This window comes from Labrenzia sp. THAF191a, from assembly GCF_009363335.1.
GTDB lineage: Bacteria > Pseudomonadota > Alphaproteobacteria > Rhizobiales > Stappiaceae > Roseibium > Roseibium algicola.
Map to the genome: position 1 here is coordinate 4,992,341 of NZ_CP045333.1, position 16,394 is coordinate 5,008,734.

Annotated in this window: 16 protein-coding genes; 12 read left to right on the forward strand and 4 right to left on the reverse strand. The window is 59.6% G+C overall.

Going from position 1 to position 16,394, the window contains the following annotated elements:
• Positions 1-63: 63 nt before the first annotated feature.
• The 4 genes from FIV05_RS22860 to FIV05_RS22875 all read left to right on the forward strand — a co-directional run bounded on the left by FIV05_RS22860 (position 64) and on the right by FIV05_RS22875 (position 3,920).
• Complete coding sequence (locus FIV05_RS22860) at positions 64-1,374, forward strand: extracellular solute-binding protein (protein ID WP_209009760.1); 1,311 nt, start codon at positions 64-66, stop codon at positions 1,372-1,374.
• A gap of 196 nt (positions 1,375-1,570) precedes the next feature.
• Positions 1,571-2,407 (forward strand): ABC transporter permease, encoded by an 837-nt coding sequence (locus FIV05_RS22865; protein ID WP_031270739.1) that lies wholly within the window; start codon positions 1,571-1,573, stop codon positions 2,405-2,407.
• 2 nt (positions 2,408-2,409) lie between these two features.
• Entirely contained in the window at positions 2,410-3,249 is an 840-nt protein-coding gene (locus FIV05_RS22870) for an ABC transporter permease (RefSeq protein ID WP_152511090.1), read from the forward strand.
• Positions 3,250-3,257: 8 nt separating this feature from the next.
• Complete coding sequence (locus FIV05_RS22875; protein WP_023004005.1) at positions 3,258-3,920, forward strand: aspartate/glutamate racemase family protein; 663 nt, start codon at positions 3,258-3,260, stop codon at positions 3,918-3,920.
• 15 nt (positions 3,921-3,935) lie between these two features.
• Here the strand turns inward: FIV05_RS22875 and FIV05_RS22880 are convergent, their stop codons facing one another.
• Positions 3,936-4,829 (reverse strand): LysR family transcriptional regulator, encoded by an 894-nt coding sequence (locus FIV05_RS22880; RefSeq protein WP_055653685.1) that lies wholly within the window; start codon positions 4,827-4,829, stop codon positions 3,936-3,938.
• Between the two features lie 226 nt (positions 4,830-5,055).
• On the opposite strand from FIV05_RS22880, the gene FIV05_RS22885 reads away from it, so the two are divergent.
• From FIV05_RS22885 to FIV05_RS22915, 7 genes are all read left to right on the forward strand, one after another.
• Entirely contained in the window at positions 5,056-5,868 is an 813-nt protein-coding gene (locus FIV05_RS22885; protein WP_152511091.1) for an HAD family hydrolase, read from the forward strand.
• The gene (locus FIV05_RS22890) at positions 5,862-6,788 is read left to right on the forward strand and encodes an ABC transporter permease (protein ID WP_173013919.1); all 927 of its coding nucleotides are present in this window, start codon (positions 5,862-5,864) and stop codon (positions 6,786-6,788) included. Before FIV05_RS22885 ends, FIV05_RS22890 begins: the two co-directional genes overlap by 7 nt.
• Before the next feature lie 4 nt (positions 6,789-6,792).
• Complete coding sequence (locus FIV05_RS22895) at positions 6,793-7,695, forward strand: ABC transporter permease (RefSeq protein WP_152511092.1); 903 nt, start codon at positions 6,793-6,795, stop codon at positions 7,693-7,695.
• A 63-nt stretch (positions 7,696-7,758) separates the two neighbouring features.
• A complete protein-coding gene (locus tag FIV05_RS22900) occupies positions 7,759-9,306 on the forward strand; it encodes an ABC transporter substrate-binding protein (protein WP_152511093.1) in 1,548 nt (515 codons plus the stop codon).
• Between the two features lie 68 nt (positions 9,307-9,374).
• Complete coding sequence (locus FIV05_RS22905) at positions 9,375-10,247, forward strand: metallophosphoesterase (protein ID WP_152511094.1); 873 nt, start codon at positions 9,375-9,377, stop codon at positions 10,245-10,247.
• Positions 10,244-11,926, forward strand: a complete 1,683-nt coding sequence (locus FIV05_RS22910) for an ABC transporter ATP-binding protein (protein WP_152511095.1) — start codon at positions 10,244-10,246, stop codon at positions 11,924-11,926. The genes FIV05_RS22905 and FIV05_RS22910 overlap by 4 nt, the downstream gene beginning before the upstream one ends.
• A gap of 121 nt (positions 11,927-12,047) precedes the next feature.
• Positions 12,048-13,022, forward strand: coding sequence for a DUF808 domain-containing protein (locus FIV05_RS22915; protein ID WP_152511096.1), 975 nt, complete (start codon positions 12,048-12,050; stop codon positions 13,020-13,022).
• Between the two features lie 64 nt (positions 13,023-13,086).
• Here FIV05_RS22915 and FIV05_RS22920 read toward each other — a convergent pair whose 3' ends face one another.
• The 3 genes from FIV05_RS22920 to FIV05_RS22930 all read right to left on the reverse strand — a co-directional run bounded on the left by FIV05_RS22920 (position 13,087) and on the right by FIV05_RS22930 (position 14,957).
• Entirely contained in the window at positions 13,087-13,272 is a 186-nt protein-coding gene (locus FIV05_RS22920; protein ID WP_152511097.1) for a hypothetical protein, read from the reverse strand.
• Positions 13,273-13,495: 223 nt separating this feature from the next.
• Complete coding sequence (locus FIV05_RS22925; protein ID WP_152511098.1) at positions 13,496-14,218, reverse strand: type 1 glutamine amidotransferase; 723 nt, start codon at positions 14,216-14,218, stop codon at positions 13,496-13,498.
• A 40-nt stretch (positions 14,219-14,258) separates the two neighbouring features.
• On the reverse strand, positions 14,259-14,957 hold the full coding sequence (locus tag FIV05_RS22930; RefSeq protein ID WP_152511099.1) for a GNAT family protein: 699 nt from the start codon (positions 14,955-14,957) through the stop codon (positions 14,259-14,261).
• A 232-nt stretch (positions 14,958-15,189) separates the two neighbouring features.
• Here FIV05_RS22930 and FIV05_RS22935 point away from each other — a divergent pair, with 232 nt between their 5' ends.
• Positions 15,190-16,347, forward strand: coding sequence for an exo-alpha-sialidase (locus tag FIV05_RS22935; RefSeq protein WP_152511100.1), 1,158 nt, complete (start codon positions 15,190-15,192; stop codon positions 16,345-16,347).
• The last annotated feature ends 47 nt before the right edge of the window (positions 16,348-16,394 follow it).

Sequence of the window (16,394 nt, forward strand, 5' to 3'; positions counted from 1 at the left end):
GCTGCCGATCGAAGGCCTTCTCCCGAGGCCGAACAAACTCCAGAGGGGAACAGGAGTAAGAACATGACAGATACAGTGGGAAAAACTGAACAGATGACCAAGAAAGGCGTCAGCCGTCGCAGCATCCTGAAAGGCGGCGCCGCTGCGGCCGGTGCGGCCCTGGGTTCCGGAGCCATCACCGGCTTCCCGACCATCTGGGCACAGAACATCAAGGAGGTGACCCTGCGCCAGTTCGGCACCGGCGTGTCCAACCTCAATGAAGTGGCGCAGAAGGTGAAGGAAGATCTCGGCTTCACCCTGGAAATGACCGCTCTGGACAGTGACGCCGTCACCCAGCGTGCGGCGACCCAGCCGGACAGCTTCGACATTGCAGACATCGAATACTGGATCTGCAAGAAGGTCTGGCCGACCGGCAACCTGCAGGCAATGGACACGTCCAAGATCAAGAACTACGACAAGATCGTCGGCATCTTCAAAAGCGGCAAGCTGACGCCGGAATCCGTGATCGCACAGGGCACCGCGCCGCATACGGTCGGCTTCGTCGACGGTCCGGACGGCAAGGCGTTCGCCACCGAAGAAACCGGCTGGATGACACTCATCCCGACCATCTACAATGCCGACACACTCGGCATCCGTCCGGACCTGATCGGCCGCCCGATCGAAAGCTGGACCGAACTGCTGAACCCGGAATTCAAGGGCAAGGCATCGATCCTCGACATCTCTTCCATCGGCATCATGGATGCTGCCATGGTTTGCGAAGCCATGGGCGAAATCCAGTATGGCGACAAGGGCAACATGACCCGCGAAGAGATCGACAAGACCATGGCGATCTTCACCGAAGCCAAGAAGAACGGCCAGTTCCGCGCCTTCTGGAAGACCTTCGACGAAAGCGTCAACCTGATGGCGTCCGGCGAAGTCGTGATCCAGTCCATGTGGTCTCCGGCGATCACCGCCGTGAAGTCCCGCGGCATCGATTGCGTCTACCAGCCGCTGAAGGAAGGCTACCGGTCGTGGGGCGGTGGCATCGGTCTTTCCAAGAGCCTGACCGGCCTCGAACTGGAAGCAGCCTACGAATACATCAACTGGTATCTCGACGGCTGGGTCGGCGGCTTCCTGATGCGCCAGGGCTATTACTCGGCCGTGCCGGAAACCTCCAAGAACCACATGGACGAGAACGAGTGGGGTTACTGGTTCGAAGGCAAGGAAGCCACCGGCGACATCACCAACCCGTTCGGTGACGTTCTGGCGAAAGCCGGCGAAACCCGCGACGGCGGCTCGTTCTACGAGCGCATGGGTGCCGTTGCCTGCTGGAACGCTGTCATGGACGAGAACCAGTACATGGTTCGCAAGTGGAATGAGTTCATCGCCGCCTGAGGCTGAGCCGATACACTGGTGCCCGGGAATCTTTTCCCGGGCACTTCAAGATACCCGGGGCGAGCATGACACCCGCCTTCTCTACTTACCGGACCCGACCTTCATGACGGATCAGACACAGTCCATTTCCAGCGTGGCCCCGGCTGCGAAAGCTCGTGCAAAGGCTCCCTTCAACCTCAGCCGTCTTCCCGATGCCATGACCGGCTGGCTACTGTCGCTGCCTCTGGCGCTGGTGCTGTTCTTCTTCCTGGTTCTGCCGATTGCCATGATCGTCGTGGTGAGTTTCTGGGGGGCGACGGAATTCTCGATCTACCCGGCCTTCCAGTTCGACAACTACGAATTCCTGCTGACGTCTCCGGTAACCTACCAGGTGTTCTTCAACACGGTGAAATACGCGTTGATCACCTGGGCGATCACACTGGTGATCGGGTTTACCGTTGCCTATTTCCTCGCCTTTCACGTGCGTACGCTGACCTGGCAGATCGTTCTGTTTCTGTTGTGCACGATCCCGTTCTGGACATCCAACATCATCCGCATGATTTCCTGGATCCCCTTCCTGGGCCGCAACGGTATCGCCAATTCCACGTTGATCTCGATGGGTGTCATAGACGAGCCGCTGGATTGGCTGCTCTTTTCCGACTTTTCGGTGATCCTGGCGTTTGTCCACCTCTACACGCTGTTCATGGTGGTTCCGATTTTCAACACCATGATGCGTATTGACCGCTCGCTGATCGAGGCAGCCTATGACAATGGCGCTACCGGTCTGCAGACACTCACCAACGTCATCATTCCGCTGACCAAACCCGGCATCATGATCGGTTCGATTTTTGTCGTCACGCTGGTGATGGGCGACTTCATTACCGTGCGCTTCATGTCCGGCAGCCAGAAGGCCAATGTCGGCAGGTTGATCTCCAACGATATCGCGCTTTTGCAATATCCCTCCGCCGCGGCAACAGCGGTCATCCTGCTGATCACGGTGCTTCTGGTGATCTCGATCCTGCTGCGCTTCGTCGACATCCGGAAGGAGCTCTGATCATGGAAAAACGTTCCCGCTCCTTCTATGTGCTTGCCGCGTTCTTTGGCCTTTTCCTGGTCTTTCTCTATGGCCCGACAGTCACCATCGCGATCCTGAGTTTTCAGGGACCGCAGGGCGGGCTGACCTTCCCGATGCGCGGCGTCTCGCTGCACTGGTTCCACGACCTGTTCGAACAACAGGCCGTCGGGGATATCTGGGGCAGTTTCTCGCGCTCGCTCGTGCTTGGCCTCATGGTCATGGTGACAACGGTCGTTGTCTCCGTCATGGGCGGCCTTGCCTTCCGCAAGCGGTTTCCCGGGTCCGGTGCGATCTTCTATCTGATCATCACCTCGCTGGTGATCCCGTCGATCCTGGTTTCGCTTGGCGTCGGTCTGATCTTCTCCCAGTCCGGCCTTGCCGTGCATTGGTCGACCTCGGGCTTCGGCGCGCAGCTGACCTGGACCTTGCCCTTCGGCCTGCTGATCATGTTCGCGGTTTTCAACCGTTTCGACAAATCCTACGAGGAAGCCGCACGCGACCAGGGCGCAAGCGCCTGGCAGACTGTCCGTCATGTCGTGCTGCCGATAATCGCGCCGATGCTGATCGGGGTCGCCCTGTTCGGTTTCACCCTGTCCTATGACGAGTTTGCCCGCACGCTTCTGACGGCCGGCAGCTACAACACGCTGCCGCTGGAAATCTACGGCATGACAACAAACGTCACGACGCCGGTGATCTTTGCTCTCGGCACTCTGACAACCGCCTTCTCCTTCGGCATCATCGGCCTGTTCCTGGCCATTGTCGTCATCCTGAACAAACGCAGGTCACGGCACGGCTCGGATGCCGGAAAGGGCATGGTCTAGGGCCTTACATGCGCGACATACACATCCTCGTCATCAATCCGAATTCCACGGCTTCAATGACGCAGAAGATCGCGGCGGCTGCTCGCGCCGCAGCTGGTCCCTTCAGCCGGATTACGGCCATCAATCCGCTGGAGGGACCGGCAGCCATTCAGGGGCCAGCGGATGGCGAGGCTGCCCTGCCCGGCCTGTTCGATCTCTTCGAGCGCTCGCTGAAGACCGACCCAAGCATAAGCGCGGTCATCATCGCGTGCTTTGACGATACCGGCCTTTGGGAACTGAAGGCGAAATCCCGCGTCCCGGTGGTTGGCATCGGCGAGGCGGCCTACCATGTTGCCTCTGTGGCAGCCGAACGGTTTTCGGTGGTTACCACCTTGTCCGTCTCCGTACCGGTGCTGGAAGAGAACCTGCAGCGCACCGGCCTTGCCGCCCGATGTGTCAGGGTGCGTGCATCGGACGTGCCGGTTCTGGAACTGGAAAACCCCGAGAGCGATGCCCGCCACAAGATCGAAGCGGAAATCCAGGCCGCACTCAGACTGGACGGCATCGGCGCAATCGCACTCGGTTGCGCAGGCATGGCGGATCTGGCCGCCGACCTGACGGCACAATTCAAGGTACCCGTCATCGACGGTGTAGCGTCCGCTGTGCGTCTTGCAGAGGCGATCACCGCCTAGGCGTCCCCTCGCCTGCTAGTGGTCCAGAATGACGTCCGCCTCCGTGCGGAAGCTTTCCACGGCCGAAAAGAAAACGTCGAACAGCATACTGCGCTCGTCGCCGAGCGAGAAAACCACTTCCTCGTATTGGCGTTGCATGTCCGAGACCGGAACCCGGTGAACGACATCGGTTCGCCCGGTTCCGAACCGCCACATGAAACCGACCCCAAGGCCATTGACCACTGCTTCATAGACCGCATCGCGTGTGTCCAGCGTCAACAGCGGCGACGGCTCGAACCCGGCGGAACGAAAGGCCCTGTCGACCACCCGTTGGGTGGAAGATCCCCTTGTCCGGAAAATCAGGGGTTCGGCCATCAGCCGTTCGCAGGTCACGGCCGCCTCCCGGGACAGCGGGCTGTCGGGATGGACGATGGCAACGACATTCTGCCTTGCAAGCAAGGCGCGCCGGAAGCGGCCATCCGCAGGCACATCCGGCAGCACACCGATGTCGACTTCGCGGGTCAGCACTGCCCGCGTGATCCGCTCATGCGAACCTGTTTCCACCGCGATTTCGATGCCCGGATGCCGCTTGAGAAATTGCGCGATCAACGCCATGCCCGGCATCGAATTTCCCAACCCGATTTTCAAACGACCGTTCAGCAAGGTGTTGTGACGGGTCAACAGCCGTGTTGCAGCGCGTTCGGCTTCTGCCATGCGCTCGGCGACGTCACATAGCTCGTTGCACAGCGGTGTTGGCGACAAGACACCGTTTTTCCGGTCGAACAGGCGTACGCCGAATTCCGCTTCAAGATCTTTCACATGACGCGCGACGGCCGGCTGCGAAATCTTCAGCGCCCGTGCCGCTGCAGCATATGAGCCTCCGGACGCGACCGCGTTGACGGCCCGAATGCGCGACAGGGAAAGGGTCATTCCAGGTTTTCTCCGATTAGCAAAGCCAAAGGTTTGATCACCTCAAACCATAGGTTCGCTCTGTTACGGCAGCGTCACAGAGTGACGACAATTTGATTGCGACTTCAGCGGGCCACGCCAACGGAACACGGCCGTTCCTGACCAGAACAATCCGCCTGCCGTACCGGCGGATCTTCAATGTCGATCGGCGGCACCGAAAGGAAACCGGACAGATATGGACTTCGCAATGCGGGCTCGCAAAACAACAACAATTCAATGGCTTGGCGCTGCGGAGATTGACGGTTATGCCGCAATCCTGTGCGATCTGGACGGTTGCCTGATAGCCGCCGGACGAGCATTGCCGGGCGCGGAAGATTTTGTCCGGGGTGCCGGCAAAAGACTATCGATCGTTTCAAACAACTCGGCCGACACAAGCGTCACGCTATCGGCAAAACTGAACGCAATCGGCCTGCCGTTGCCGCAGGAAAGCATCTTTCTTGCAGGTGAGCTGGCTGTTCGCACGATCGCAGCGGAACGTCCGGGCGCGCGCATCCACGTAATTGCCGAACAGCCGCTTCACGCTCTTGCAGCGGAACTCGGCCTTGAGCGCGCAAACGACCGGACAGACGTCGTCCTGCTTGCCCGCGATACAAAGTTCACACTGACCGGACTGGAAAAGGCGTTGCGACTGCTGGAGCAAGGCGCAGAGCTGGTCGTGACCAATCCAGATCTTTCCCATCCGAATGCGGACGGTCGCCCGGTGCCGGAAACCGGCTCCCTGCTTGCAGCCTTCAAGGCCTGCTGCCCGGAGATCGCGCCAAGGGTTATCGGCAAACCTCAACCGTTCCTCATCGGCGCGGCACTTGAAGCTGCGGGCGTTCCGGCGAGCGAGGCTGTCTTTGTGGGCGACAACGCCGCGACCGACGGCGCGGCGGCAACCCTTGCCGGTCTCGATTTCATTCACCTCGTCGCAACGCCCTCGCTGCTCGCGAACGACGCTCCGGTGGAAGACACGTTACCGCTCGCTCACGCGTCGTCAGTGGAGGTGAGCGCATGTTGACCTACGTTCTGCGAACCCTTTTGCGGATGGCAATCACCCTGTTCCTCATCGTGACGCTCGTCTTCTTCGCCACCAGGCTTTCCGGAAATCCGGTCGACTTCGTTCTCGGCGAAGGCATCACCAAGGAAGACCGGGCCCTCCTGATCGCGTACTACGGTCTGGATTCCTCCATCGGCACTCAATACTGGCGCTATCTCAGCTCCGTGTTTTCCGGCGAGTTCGGACTGTCCTTCCTGGAAAGGCGACCGGTTTCGGAAATCGTTCTCGAACGGGCGTGGCCGTCGTTGAAACTTCTGCTCAGCGCGGTGTGCTTCACGCTGATAGTTTCCATACCGCTTGGTATTCTGGCCGCCATCTATCGCACCAGCATCATCGGCAGCGTGGTGATGGTGGTCGCCTTCCTCGGATATGCCGTGCCCTCCTTCATCATCGGCATCCTGCTGGTGCTGATCTTTGCCTACACGCTCAACTGGCTGCCCGTCATTGGCGATGGAACGGCGCTGCATTTCATCATGCCGACGCTTGCCATTTCCGGCACGCTGGTTGCGGCGATCACCCGCTTCACCCGCAACGCCATGCTGGACGTGCTCAGCCAGGACTACATGCGCACAGCCCGTGCCAAGGGCCTGCCGGAGTGGATCGTCATCCTGAAGCACGGACTGCGCAACGCTTCGATCACGCTGCTTTCCGTGGTCGGACTACAGATCGCCAGCCTCGCAGCGGCGGGTAGCGTTGTCGTGGAATCGATCTTCGCATGGCCCGGTATCGGCGACCTCCTCGTCCGGTCCGCCATCCTGCGTGACTACCCTGTCCTCCAGTTCGGTGTCCTGTCCGTCGCTGTCGCGGTCATCGTGATCAACGCTGTGGTCGACATCGCCTACGCCTTCGCGGATCCGCGCATCCGCCTTGCCAAGGGATAAGCGCATGACCGACGCAACGCACAACCTGTCTTCGCCGCGTAATACCGGCACAAGAACATTCCGCATTCCGATCTGGTCGGATGCGAACTGGATTGTCCGGATCGCGCTTCTCATCGGTCTGATCCTGATCTTGACGGCACTCGCCGCCCCCTGGGTTGCCCCCTTCGACCCGAATGCCCAAAGTCTCATTTCCCGGCTGCGTCCGCCAATCGGGTTCGAACGCTACAAGGACGGCTTCTATTTCGGCACCGACGAACTCGGCCGGGACATCTTCTCACGCTGCATCTACGGCCTGCGGCTGACCTTCGCACTCGCCCTTGCGGGAGCCGTCATAGGTCTTCTGATCGGCGGTACATTGGGTCTGATGGCGGGCATCATCGGCGGTGTCTTCGAAGAGGTCATCATGGGCCTGGTCGACGCGCAGATCGCCATTCCCTTCACCTTGATTGCCCTTCTCATTCTGGCAGTCATGGGCTCATCCCTGGACGTAATGATCCTCGTGCTCGGCGTCTACGGCTGGGAGCAATACACGCGGATCGTACGCGGTGAAGTGAAGAAGCTGATCCAGATGCCCTTTGTCGAAGCGGCACGTGCGGCAGGTGCCACGCCGTTCCGGATTGCAGTCAGGCACATCCTGCCCAATGTCGTTTCGCCGATCGTCGTCCAGTTCACGCTGAACTTTTCCAACATCGTCATCCTGGAATCGACCCTGTCCTTCCTCGGTCTCGGCGTTCAACCGCCAACCGCAACGCTCGGATCGATGGTCGGCATCGGCCGCGACTACTTGCCGACGGCCCCCTGGATCGTTCTCGCCCCCGCGATGGTGATCCTGCTCCTCACATTCGCAGTCCAGATCCTTGGTGACTGGCTGCGCGACAAGGCGGATGTCCGTCTCAGGTCCCGCTGACCGACCCCAACCACAGAAGCCGGAACGGCCAACGCTTCACCCTAGCAGCCTTGGAGGCTCGATATGACCAAACTACTGGCAACCACCGCTCTTGCTTCGCTCATGGCGACAAGTGCCTTCGCAACAGAACTCACCGTTGGTGCAGCCAACGTGTCCAGCTACCTCGATCCGGGCCGCGATCACTCGAATGTCGGCTCACAGTTCTACTACAACGCCTTCGATACGCTGATCGCAAAGAACCACGACACCACCGACACTGAATGGCAGCCGGGCCTCGCGACAGAGTGGAAACTTGTCGAACCGACGATCATGGAACTGAAACTGCGTGAAGGCGTGAAGTTCCACAATGGCGCCGACATGACCGCCGACGACGTCGTTTTCTCGCTGAACCGGATGTATCAGGCCGACTTCCCACCCTATCAGGTGCGTGCCCGCGACCGTCTTGAAAACTTCGAGAAGGCCGAGAAGGTCGACGATCTCACCGTGCGCATCCATGCAAAGCGCCCGGAGCCGCTTTGGGAAACACTGCTGAACCTGCAGCAGGTCATGATCATTCCGGAAGCTTACACCAAGAGCCTTGCAGGCGCCCCGGACAAGCTTGAGCATGACGACTTTGAAGCCTTTTCCCTGAAGCCGGTCGGCACAGGCCCATACAAGGTTGCCGAATTCGTACCGGGCGAAACCGTCGTCTGGGAACGTTTTGACGACTTCTGGGGCGAAAAGGCACCGCTCGACAAGGTCACTGTCCGGCATATGCCGGAGACGGCTTCACGCATCACGGCCCTGAAAACCGGTGAAGCCGACATCGTCACCAACATCGCACCTGACCAGCTTCAGCTGATCGAGAACGATCCGGACATGAAGGCCGCCGGCAGCGCCACTGCCCTCTTCCACGTCATGATCATGAATGTGAACCATCCGAAACTGAAGGATGCCCGTATCCGTCAGGCCCTGTCACTCGCCATCGACCGTGACACGCTGAACGAAGCCCTGTGGGGTGGCAAGGCCGTGGTACCGTCCACGCACACGCTTGCGGAATTCGGCGAACTGTACCAGCCGGAACTGACCACCTTCGAATACAATCCGGAGAAAGCCAGGGAACTGCTTAAGGAAGCTGGCTACGACGGTTTCGAAATCACCTACGACACCGCTCCCGGCTACTACACCAACGGCCTTCTGGCGGCCCAGGCCATCATGGAGATGTGGGCGGAAGTCGGTATCAAGGGCAAGGTCAACGTCCAGGACAAATGGAGCGGCAACTCCCCGGACATGATGACCCGCAACTGGTCCAACCCGATGTATTTCGCCGACCCGTTCGGCAGCTTCGGCGTCATGTGGGCTCCGAATGGTCCGTCTGAATCCGAAGGCCGTTTCAACACGGACGAAGACTACGCCAAGAGCTGGGAGCAGTTCCGCTTTAACGGTGATGTCGAGTTGCGTCGCGCGGCCTATGCGGAGCTGATGGAGCGCATCAAGCAGGATCCGCCGGTACTGCCGCTGTATCGCCCCTATGAAAGCTGGGCGATGAAGACCAACGTCAACTGGGCTCCCAAGCCGGGTCACATTCCCTACGTGCTCGACTTCCGAGCCGGCTCCATTTCGTTCAACTAAGCAAATAAAGCGCCGCCGGTACTCCGGCGGCGCTTTCCCTACCCTTTGATCATTTCAGGAAATTCAACGTGTCCGTACGCATTGCTGTTGTCGCCGACATCCACCACGGCAAACCTTCCGCGACCAAGCGCGGTGACACTGCCCTCGACCTGATGGCCGAGTTTGCCCGTTTCGCCAACGATGCCGCCCCCGATTTCGTCGTCGACCTGGGCGATCGGATTTCCGATATGGACCGCGACACGGACCTTCAGCTGGAACGCGAAGTCGCAGAGGCCTTCAAGGCCGTCAATGCTCCGGTCCACCACATCAACGGCAATCACGACCGCGATCACCTGGATGTTTCGGACAACGAGGAAATCCTCGGTCAGTCCCTCGCCAACGCGACCTTCGATGCAGGTGACTGGAGAATTGCGCTTTGGCGCGCAGACAGCAAGATCCATCGGACGCCGGAGCATTCAGGATTCATTCTGCATGAGGCCGATCTCTTGTGGCTGTCACGCGTTGCACAGAACACGGACAAGCCTCTTCTGGTGCTCAGTCACGTTCCCGTTTCCGGTCATGGCCAGATCGGCAACTACTACTTCGAACGCAATCCGTCAGCTTCGACCTACCCGATGGCAGAACGTGCCCGCGCTGCACTGGCGCAGTCCCGGCATCCGGTGGTTTGCCTGTCCGGCCACGTTCACTGGAACACAATCACCACGGTGGACGGCATTACCCATCTGACACAGCAGTCGCTCACCGAAAGCTTCACCACCAGGGGCGAACCTGCCGGTGCCTTCGGTTTGCTTGAGCTTGGCGAAACCGTCTCCTGGCAGGTGCAGGGCCTCGACCCGATTGCCCATTCGTTCAAGCCTCATGCCGACCGCTGGACACCGCCTTTACCAGACTTCAACCAGCATCCGGAATTTGCCGCAAGACGCCGCGGAGACCTCAAATGACCCAGCCGGTACTGGACGTTCAGGACCTCAGGATTTCTTTCGGTGCCCATGAAGCCGTGAAGGGAATTTCCTTTGCAATTCATGCGCGGGAAACACTTGCCCTGGTCGGAGAGTCCGGTTCCGGCAAATCGGCCACGGCACTTTCCATCCTGCGGCTGATCGAACGAGAAGGCGGAACGATTGGTGGAGGCCGCATCGTCCTGAATGACGGCGCGAGCTCCCACGACCTGCGAAGCCTGTCGGCTGCACAGCTGACAGCTTTGCGCGGCAATGCCATTTCCATGGTCTTTCAGGAGCCGATGACTTCTCTCAACCCGGTTCTGAAAATCGGCGACCAGGTTGGCGAGGTCTTCATCCGCCACCGGAAGCTCGACAGACGCAAGGCGATGCAAGCCGCGGAAGAAGCCCTCGATCAGGTGCGCATTCCGGATCCGGCGCGGCGGCTGCAGCAATATCCGCACGAACTTTCCGGCGGCCTGCGTCAGCGGGTGATGATTGCAATGGCGCTCGCCTGCAGACCCAAACTGCTGATCTGCGATGAACCGACAACGGCTCTGGATGTCACCACCCAGGCGGAGATCCTGACGCTCATCAGGAACCTTCAGGCCGAAATCGGCATGGGCGTTCTGTTCATCACCCACGACATGGGCGTCGTTGCCGAGATTGCCGACCGGGTCGTCGTGCTTCGCAACGGCGAAAAGATGGAAGAAGCCAGCGTTCACGATCTCTTCGAACGACCGAAGGCCGCCTACACAAAGGCGCTGATGGCGGCAACGCCGAAACCGGGTTCCGGAACCAGCACGCAGCAGGCCGGGACCGAGACAGTGCTGGATGTTGAGCAACTGTCGACACGATTTGCCGGCAAATCCGGTCTGTTTTCAAGGAAATCCGGCGGCGTTCTGGCCGTGAACCGCGTTTCGCTGAAGGTTGCGCGTGGCGAGACGCTTGGGCTTGTGGGCGAATCCGGTTGCGGCAAGTCGACCCTGGCGCGGTCCATTCTGCACCTGATCGAACCTGAAAGCGGATCTGTCCGGCTTGACGGCAATGTTCTGAACAGCTCCTCCCCGCAGGCGCTCCGCGAGACGCGGAAGGACATGCAGATGGTGTTTCAGGACCCCTACGCGAGCCTCAATCCGCGGCTTCCGGTGCATGAGCTGATCACGGAGCCGGCGCGAATCCACGGCCTTGTCTCGCGTAAGAACCAGAAGGAACTCGCAGCGGATCTGGTTGAAAGGGTTGGACTGGAGCGCGATGCCATCAATCGCTTCGTGCACCAGTTCTCCGGCGGACAACGTCAGCGTCTGTGCATTGCGCGTGCCTTGTCGGTGGAACCGAAACTCATCATCGCGGACGAAGCGGTTTCCGCGCTGGATGTTTCCATTGCCCGGCAGATCACTGATCTCATGCTGGAACTGCAACGTACGGAAGGTCTTTCGTTCCTGTTCATTTCACACGATATCGGCGTGGTGGAGCGGGTCAGTCACCGCATTGCCGTGATGTACAAGGGCGAGATTGTCGAAACCGGTCCAACCGAACAGCTTCTGAAAAACCCGCAGCACCCGTACACGCGCCGATTGTTGTCTGCCGTTCCAGACCCGATGCCGAAGCAACGCCGCAAGTCTGCGGAGGCCTTCACGGCATTTCCACAGGAAAGCACGACACTGGCGGCGATGGCCTAACCAACGTCAGGCCAATTCGATCCGGTGCAATCTGATTAAGGAATATGGGGTCACTTTACTGGCCCCTCACACGGCAACACGCTATATCCTTGCCCCGGACGGACACAGACCTGGAGCTGCCATGAGCGGATTGCTTGCCCTTCTCGACGACGTTGCCGCAATTGCCAAGATTGCCGCGGCCTCCGCGGATGACGTGATCGGCCAGGCGGCCAAGGCGGGCGCGAAGGCGGCGGGAGCCGTAATCGACGACGCAGCCGTCACTCCGAAATACGTCGCCGGATTTTCCCCTGCACGCGAAATTCCGATCGTCTGGCGGATCGCGAAGGGATCAATAAAGAACAAGCTGATCTTCCTGCTTCCTGCCGGCCTCATACTCAATGAGTTTCTACCAGGTATCATCACACCGTTGCTGATGCTGGGTGGCGCCTACCTGTGTTTTGAGGGGGCGGAAAAGATCTATCACATCTTCAAGCCGCATCATCATGACGCCGACGAGCCGGAAGGCTTCGTTGCCGACCCGTTGCATCTGGAAGAACAGAAGGTTTCCGGCGCCATCAAGACCGACTTCATCCTGTCGGCGGAAATCATGACGATCGCCCTCGCCGAGATTCCAGAAAGCACCATCTGGATGGAAGCCGCCACGCTCGCAGTGGTCGCAATCGGCATCACCGTTCTCGTTTATGGCTCCGTTGCCTTGCTGGTAAAGGCAGACGACTTTGGCCTGATGCTGACGCGCAGAGGCCGCCTGTCGCTGACCCGCGCCATTGGCCACGGCATTGTGAAAGCCATGCCCGGCTTCATGAAACTGCTGATGACAGTTGGCACCGCCGCCATGCTTTGGGTCGGTGGCTCCATCGTGCTGCATGGTATGGACGTTCTGGGCTTCGGTCAGATCTACGGCATCATCCACGACATTGCCCACAACGTCGCTCATTCGGTACAGGTCGCTCAAGGCTTCCTCACATGGGTGGTAACGGCAAGCCTGGACGGTCTGTTCGGCCTTGCACTCGGCATGCTGCTGATCCCGGTCACCAGCAAGGTGATCCTGCCGGTCTGGCGGCTCGTCAGAGGCAAGTCAGCCGCAAAGAGCCACTGACCTTCGAGCGGTTGGCTCGGAAAAACAAAGGCAATCGACAGGAGACAGTCGATTGCCTTTTTCGTCAGAGAGCAAAGCGTAGGATTTTCTGTACACCTACGAGACCGGGACATGTCTGGCCGACAGCCTGCTCCCAATCGCTCAAGGCCAGTTCATACAACGTATAGAAGCCGGAGACCGGACCTTCTGGTTGAGCGAGCGTGAGGTCAGGCGCAACGGTGAGTGCCGTACCGACGAAGCCAGACTTCATGATGACATAGGTATAGCCATGTAGGTGTGGTCATAGAGCACCGACGGATGTCTGGTGCTCTTCCAGGAACGCATTTGATTGAAATGATGTGCGGATCGCAGACCCGCCACGCCCTTGAACACCTGCAAGCGCGAGAAGTTCAATTTGGTGTCTATATCGAAATAAAATTCTACCTACGCGAATTCGAGCATTGCTATTGACCGGGCATGGTTGGCACTGCAGATCAGGCTTCGGCGTTACCTGGCAACAGCATCCCGAGATCTTCGCCCGACAGGAACATTGCAAAGAGATCTGCCGCCTTGTTCGCATCAAGAGGCATGGTCTCGATCCGTTTCGGCAGATCAGCGCGCTGCGTGTCGTTCAAAACATATCCGCGCAGCTTCACAATGCCCGCAAGGTAGTCCGGATCTATTTCCGGATGCGGCTGGCATGTCAGGATCCGGCCAGGCAGATGAAGCCCTGCAATCGGGCAACCTGAACTGCTTGCAACAACTTCAAGCCCCTTGGGCGCCATTGTGACTTGGTCCTGATGCCAGGCATTGAGCACCAGTTTTTCGTGACCGAAACCGCGATATGTTTCCGGTCCGGCGGTAAATCCCCTGGGCGACCTCTCCACCTGGCCACCAAGGGCCTGAGCAATGATCTGGTGACCGAAGCAAACACCGATCAGAGGGCGCTCGCTCTGGTGAATAGCGCGGATAAGATCCTCAAGCTGCGGAATCCAGTCGTGGTCTTCGTAGGCTCCGTGGCGGGACCCGGTTATCAACCAGGAATCCGCTGCTTCCGGCCCATCGGGGAACTGGCCCGCCTCGACATCATAGGTCGTGAAGGAAAACCCGCGACCGGCCAGCAACTGCCGAAAGCATGCATCGTAGTCGCCCAATTCCTGTGCCAGTTCGTCGGGGGCATGCCCGGGCTGCAAGATGCCGATATGTCTGGAGTTCATCGAAAGGTCTCGTCTGGCGAATCCGGCTGGCGCCGATCGCTCATGATTGACCGCTCTTTGCAGCATCCGCAAGACACGCGCCAAGTTTGCGCTTCTGCTCTCCGGATGGCTCGAAATTCTCCGCGGCCAACCAGGCTTCATAGCCCTTTTTCAGCGCCGGCCATTCCTTGTCGATCATGGAGAACCACGCCGTATCGCGATTGAGACCCTTGACGACAAGATGCTGCCGGAAGACGCCCTCCTCGCTGAAACCGAAACGCAAGGCGGCCTGTCTGGACGGAATGTTGTCGTTGTTGCACTTCCATTCGAAACGCCGATAACCGAGATCATCGAACACATATTTCATGAACAGATAGAGGGCTTCGGTCGCCCCGCGTTTGCGAGAGATCAGCGGTCCCCAATAGATATTGCCAATTTCGATGACACCGTTGGCCTCGTCGATCCGCATAAGCGTCTGCCGCCCGGCAACTTTACCGGTTTCCTTGTCCACGATGACAAAAAAGAGCGGATCCTTGCTGGCTGCAGCCTTTTCCACCCACCCACGGAAAGCGGCTTCCGTTTCCGGTGGATACTCAGGCAGCCAGCGGAATTTCTGATCGCCGTCCGGCACATCGGAAGCTTCAAATAGTCCGGACGTGTGACGCACCGGGTCAAGCGGCTCCAGAACAACGTAACGGCCCTCAATCGGCTTGTGCTCCGGCCGGGGACGCGCGGTCCAATGGCTAAGGTCTTCAGGCATGATCATCTCCGGAAAGGCCATGGCTAGCATGTGCCGGCAGTTTGCTACCGGCAGGCTCCCACTGTCTACCGCTTCACTGGTACCGCGAGAAGATCCAGTTCCTCGAGACCAACAGAACCAGTTAGGAGGCTCTTTTCCTTTAGGCCGCATCACGCCGTAAAGGAGTAACGAAGCCCATCTGCAACCAACAAAACTCGTGTTAAGCTCGACCGGTTTCTGGAGGAGGCAAACCATGACTTCGGGCGTAACGGTGCTTGTCGGGACCACCAAGGGAGCGTTCCTGCTGAACGGTGGAAGCGACCGTGGAGGCTGGAAGGTAAAGGGACCTTTCTGCGATGGCTGGCCGATCAATCACGTGATCGGCGATCCGGAAAGCGGCACGATCTGGGCCGGCGGCGGCGGCGAATGGTCCGGCGCGGGCGTCTGGCGTTCTGTCGACGGCGGCGAGACATGGGAGGTCACCCGACTAACCAAAGGGACGCTCGACGACTGGGCAGCCAATGACCCCGAGACGGCCAAGTTTCTGAATTGGACACCTCAGGACCTGCCTTTTGCGGACGACTTTTCGCAAATCTGGTCGCTCGGGTACGCCCACGGCACGCTCTACGCCGGCACCAAGCCCGCAAGATTTCTCGCCAGCCGGGATGGCGGCAAGAGCTTCGCGCATCTGGAAGGGCTCGCCAATCATCCGTCCGCAGACAGCTGGAACCCGGGTGCGGCCGGCCTTGTGCTGCACACGATCGTTTCCGACCCGGACAATCCGGAAAAGCTCTGGATAGGCATTTCTGCCGCAGGCGTTTTCGCCAGCGAAGATGGCGGCATGACCTGGGAGCGACGCAACCGGCTGTCCAACGCGGCCGCCTGTGAGGGACATGATCACCCTGCCTCCCCGCGCGACGGCGAGACCGGCCATTGCGTTCACAACATGATGCGTGCACCTGGCGACAATGACCTGCTTTATCAGCAGAACCACCACGGCGTCTGGCGATCCGCAGACGGCGGGCTCAACTGGGACAACATCACCGACGGCCTGCCCTCCACCTTCGGCTTCCCGATCCGCGTTCATCCGCGAGATCCTGACACCATCTGGACGCTCCCGCTGAACGGAGACACCGAAGGCCGGTTTCCCCCCGGTGCGGCGGCAGCCGTCTGGAAGTCCGAAGACGGTGGCCGAACCTGGCGGGACAAGCGTGAGGGCCTTCCGCAGGAAGCCTGCTTCTTCACGGTTCTGCGTCAGGCGATGGGCGGCGACACACGAGACCCCGCCGGGCTCTACTTCGGCACAAACTCAGGCTCGGTTTTCGCCAGCCTGGATGAAGGTGAAACCTGGCAGGAAATTGCCCGCCATTTGCCGACAGTGCTGGCCGTCGAGGTTCTGGACCGAGGATAAATCCAGCTTACTTCGAGAGGGCCCTGCTGCCAGCTCGCTGCCATGCG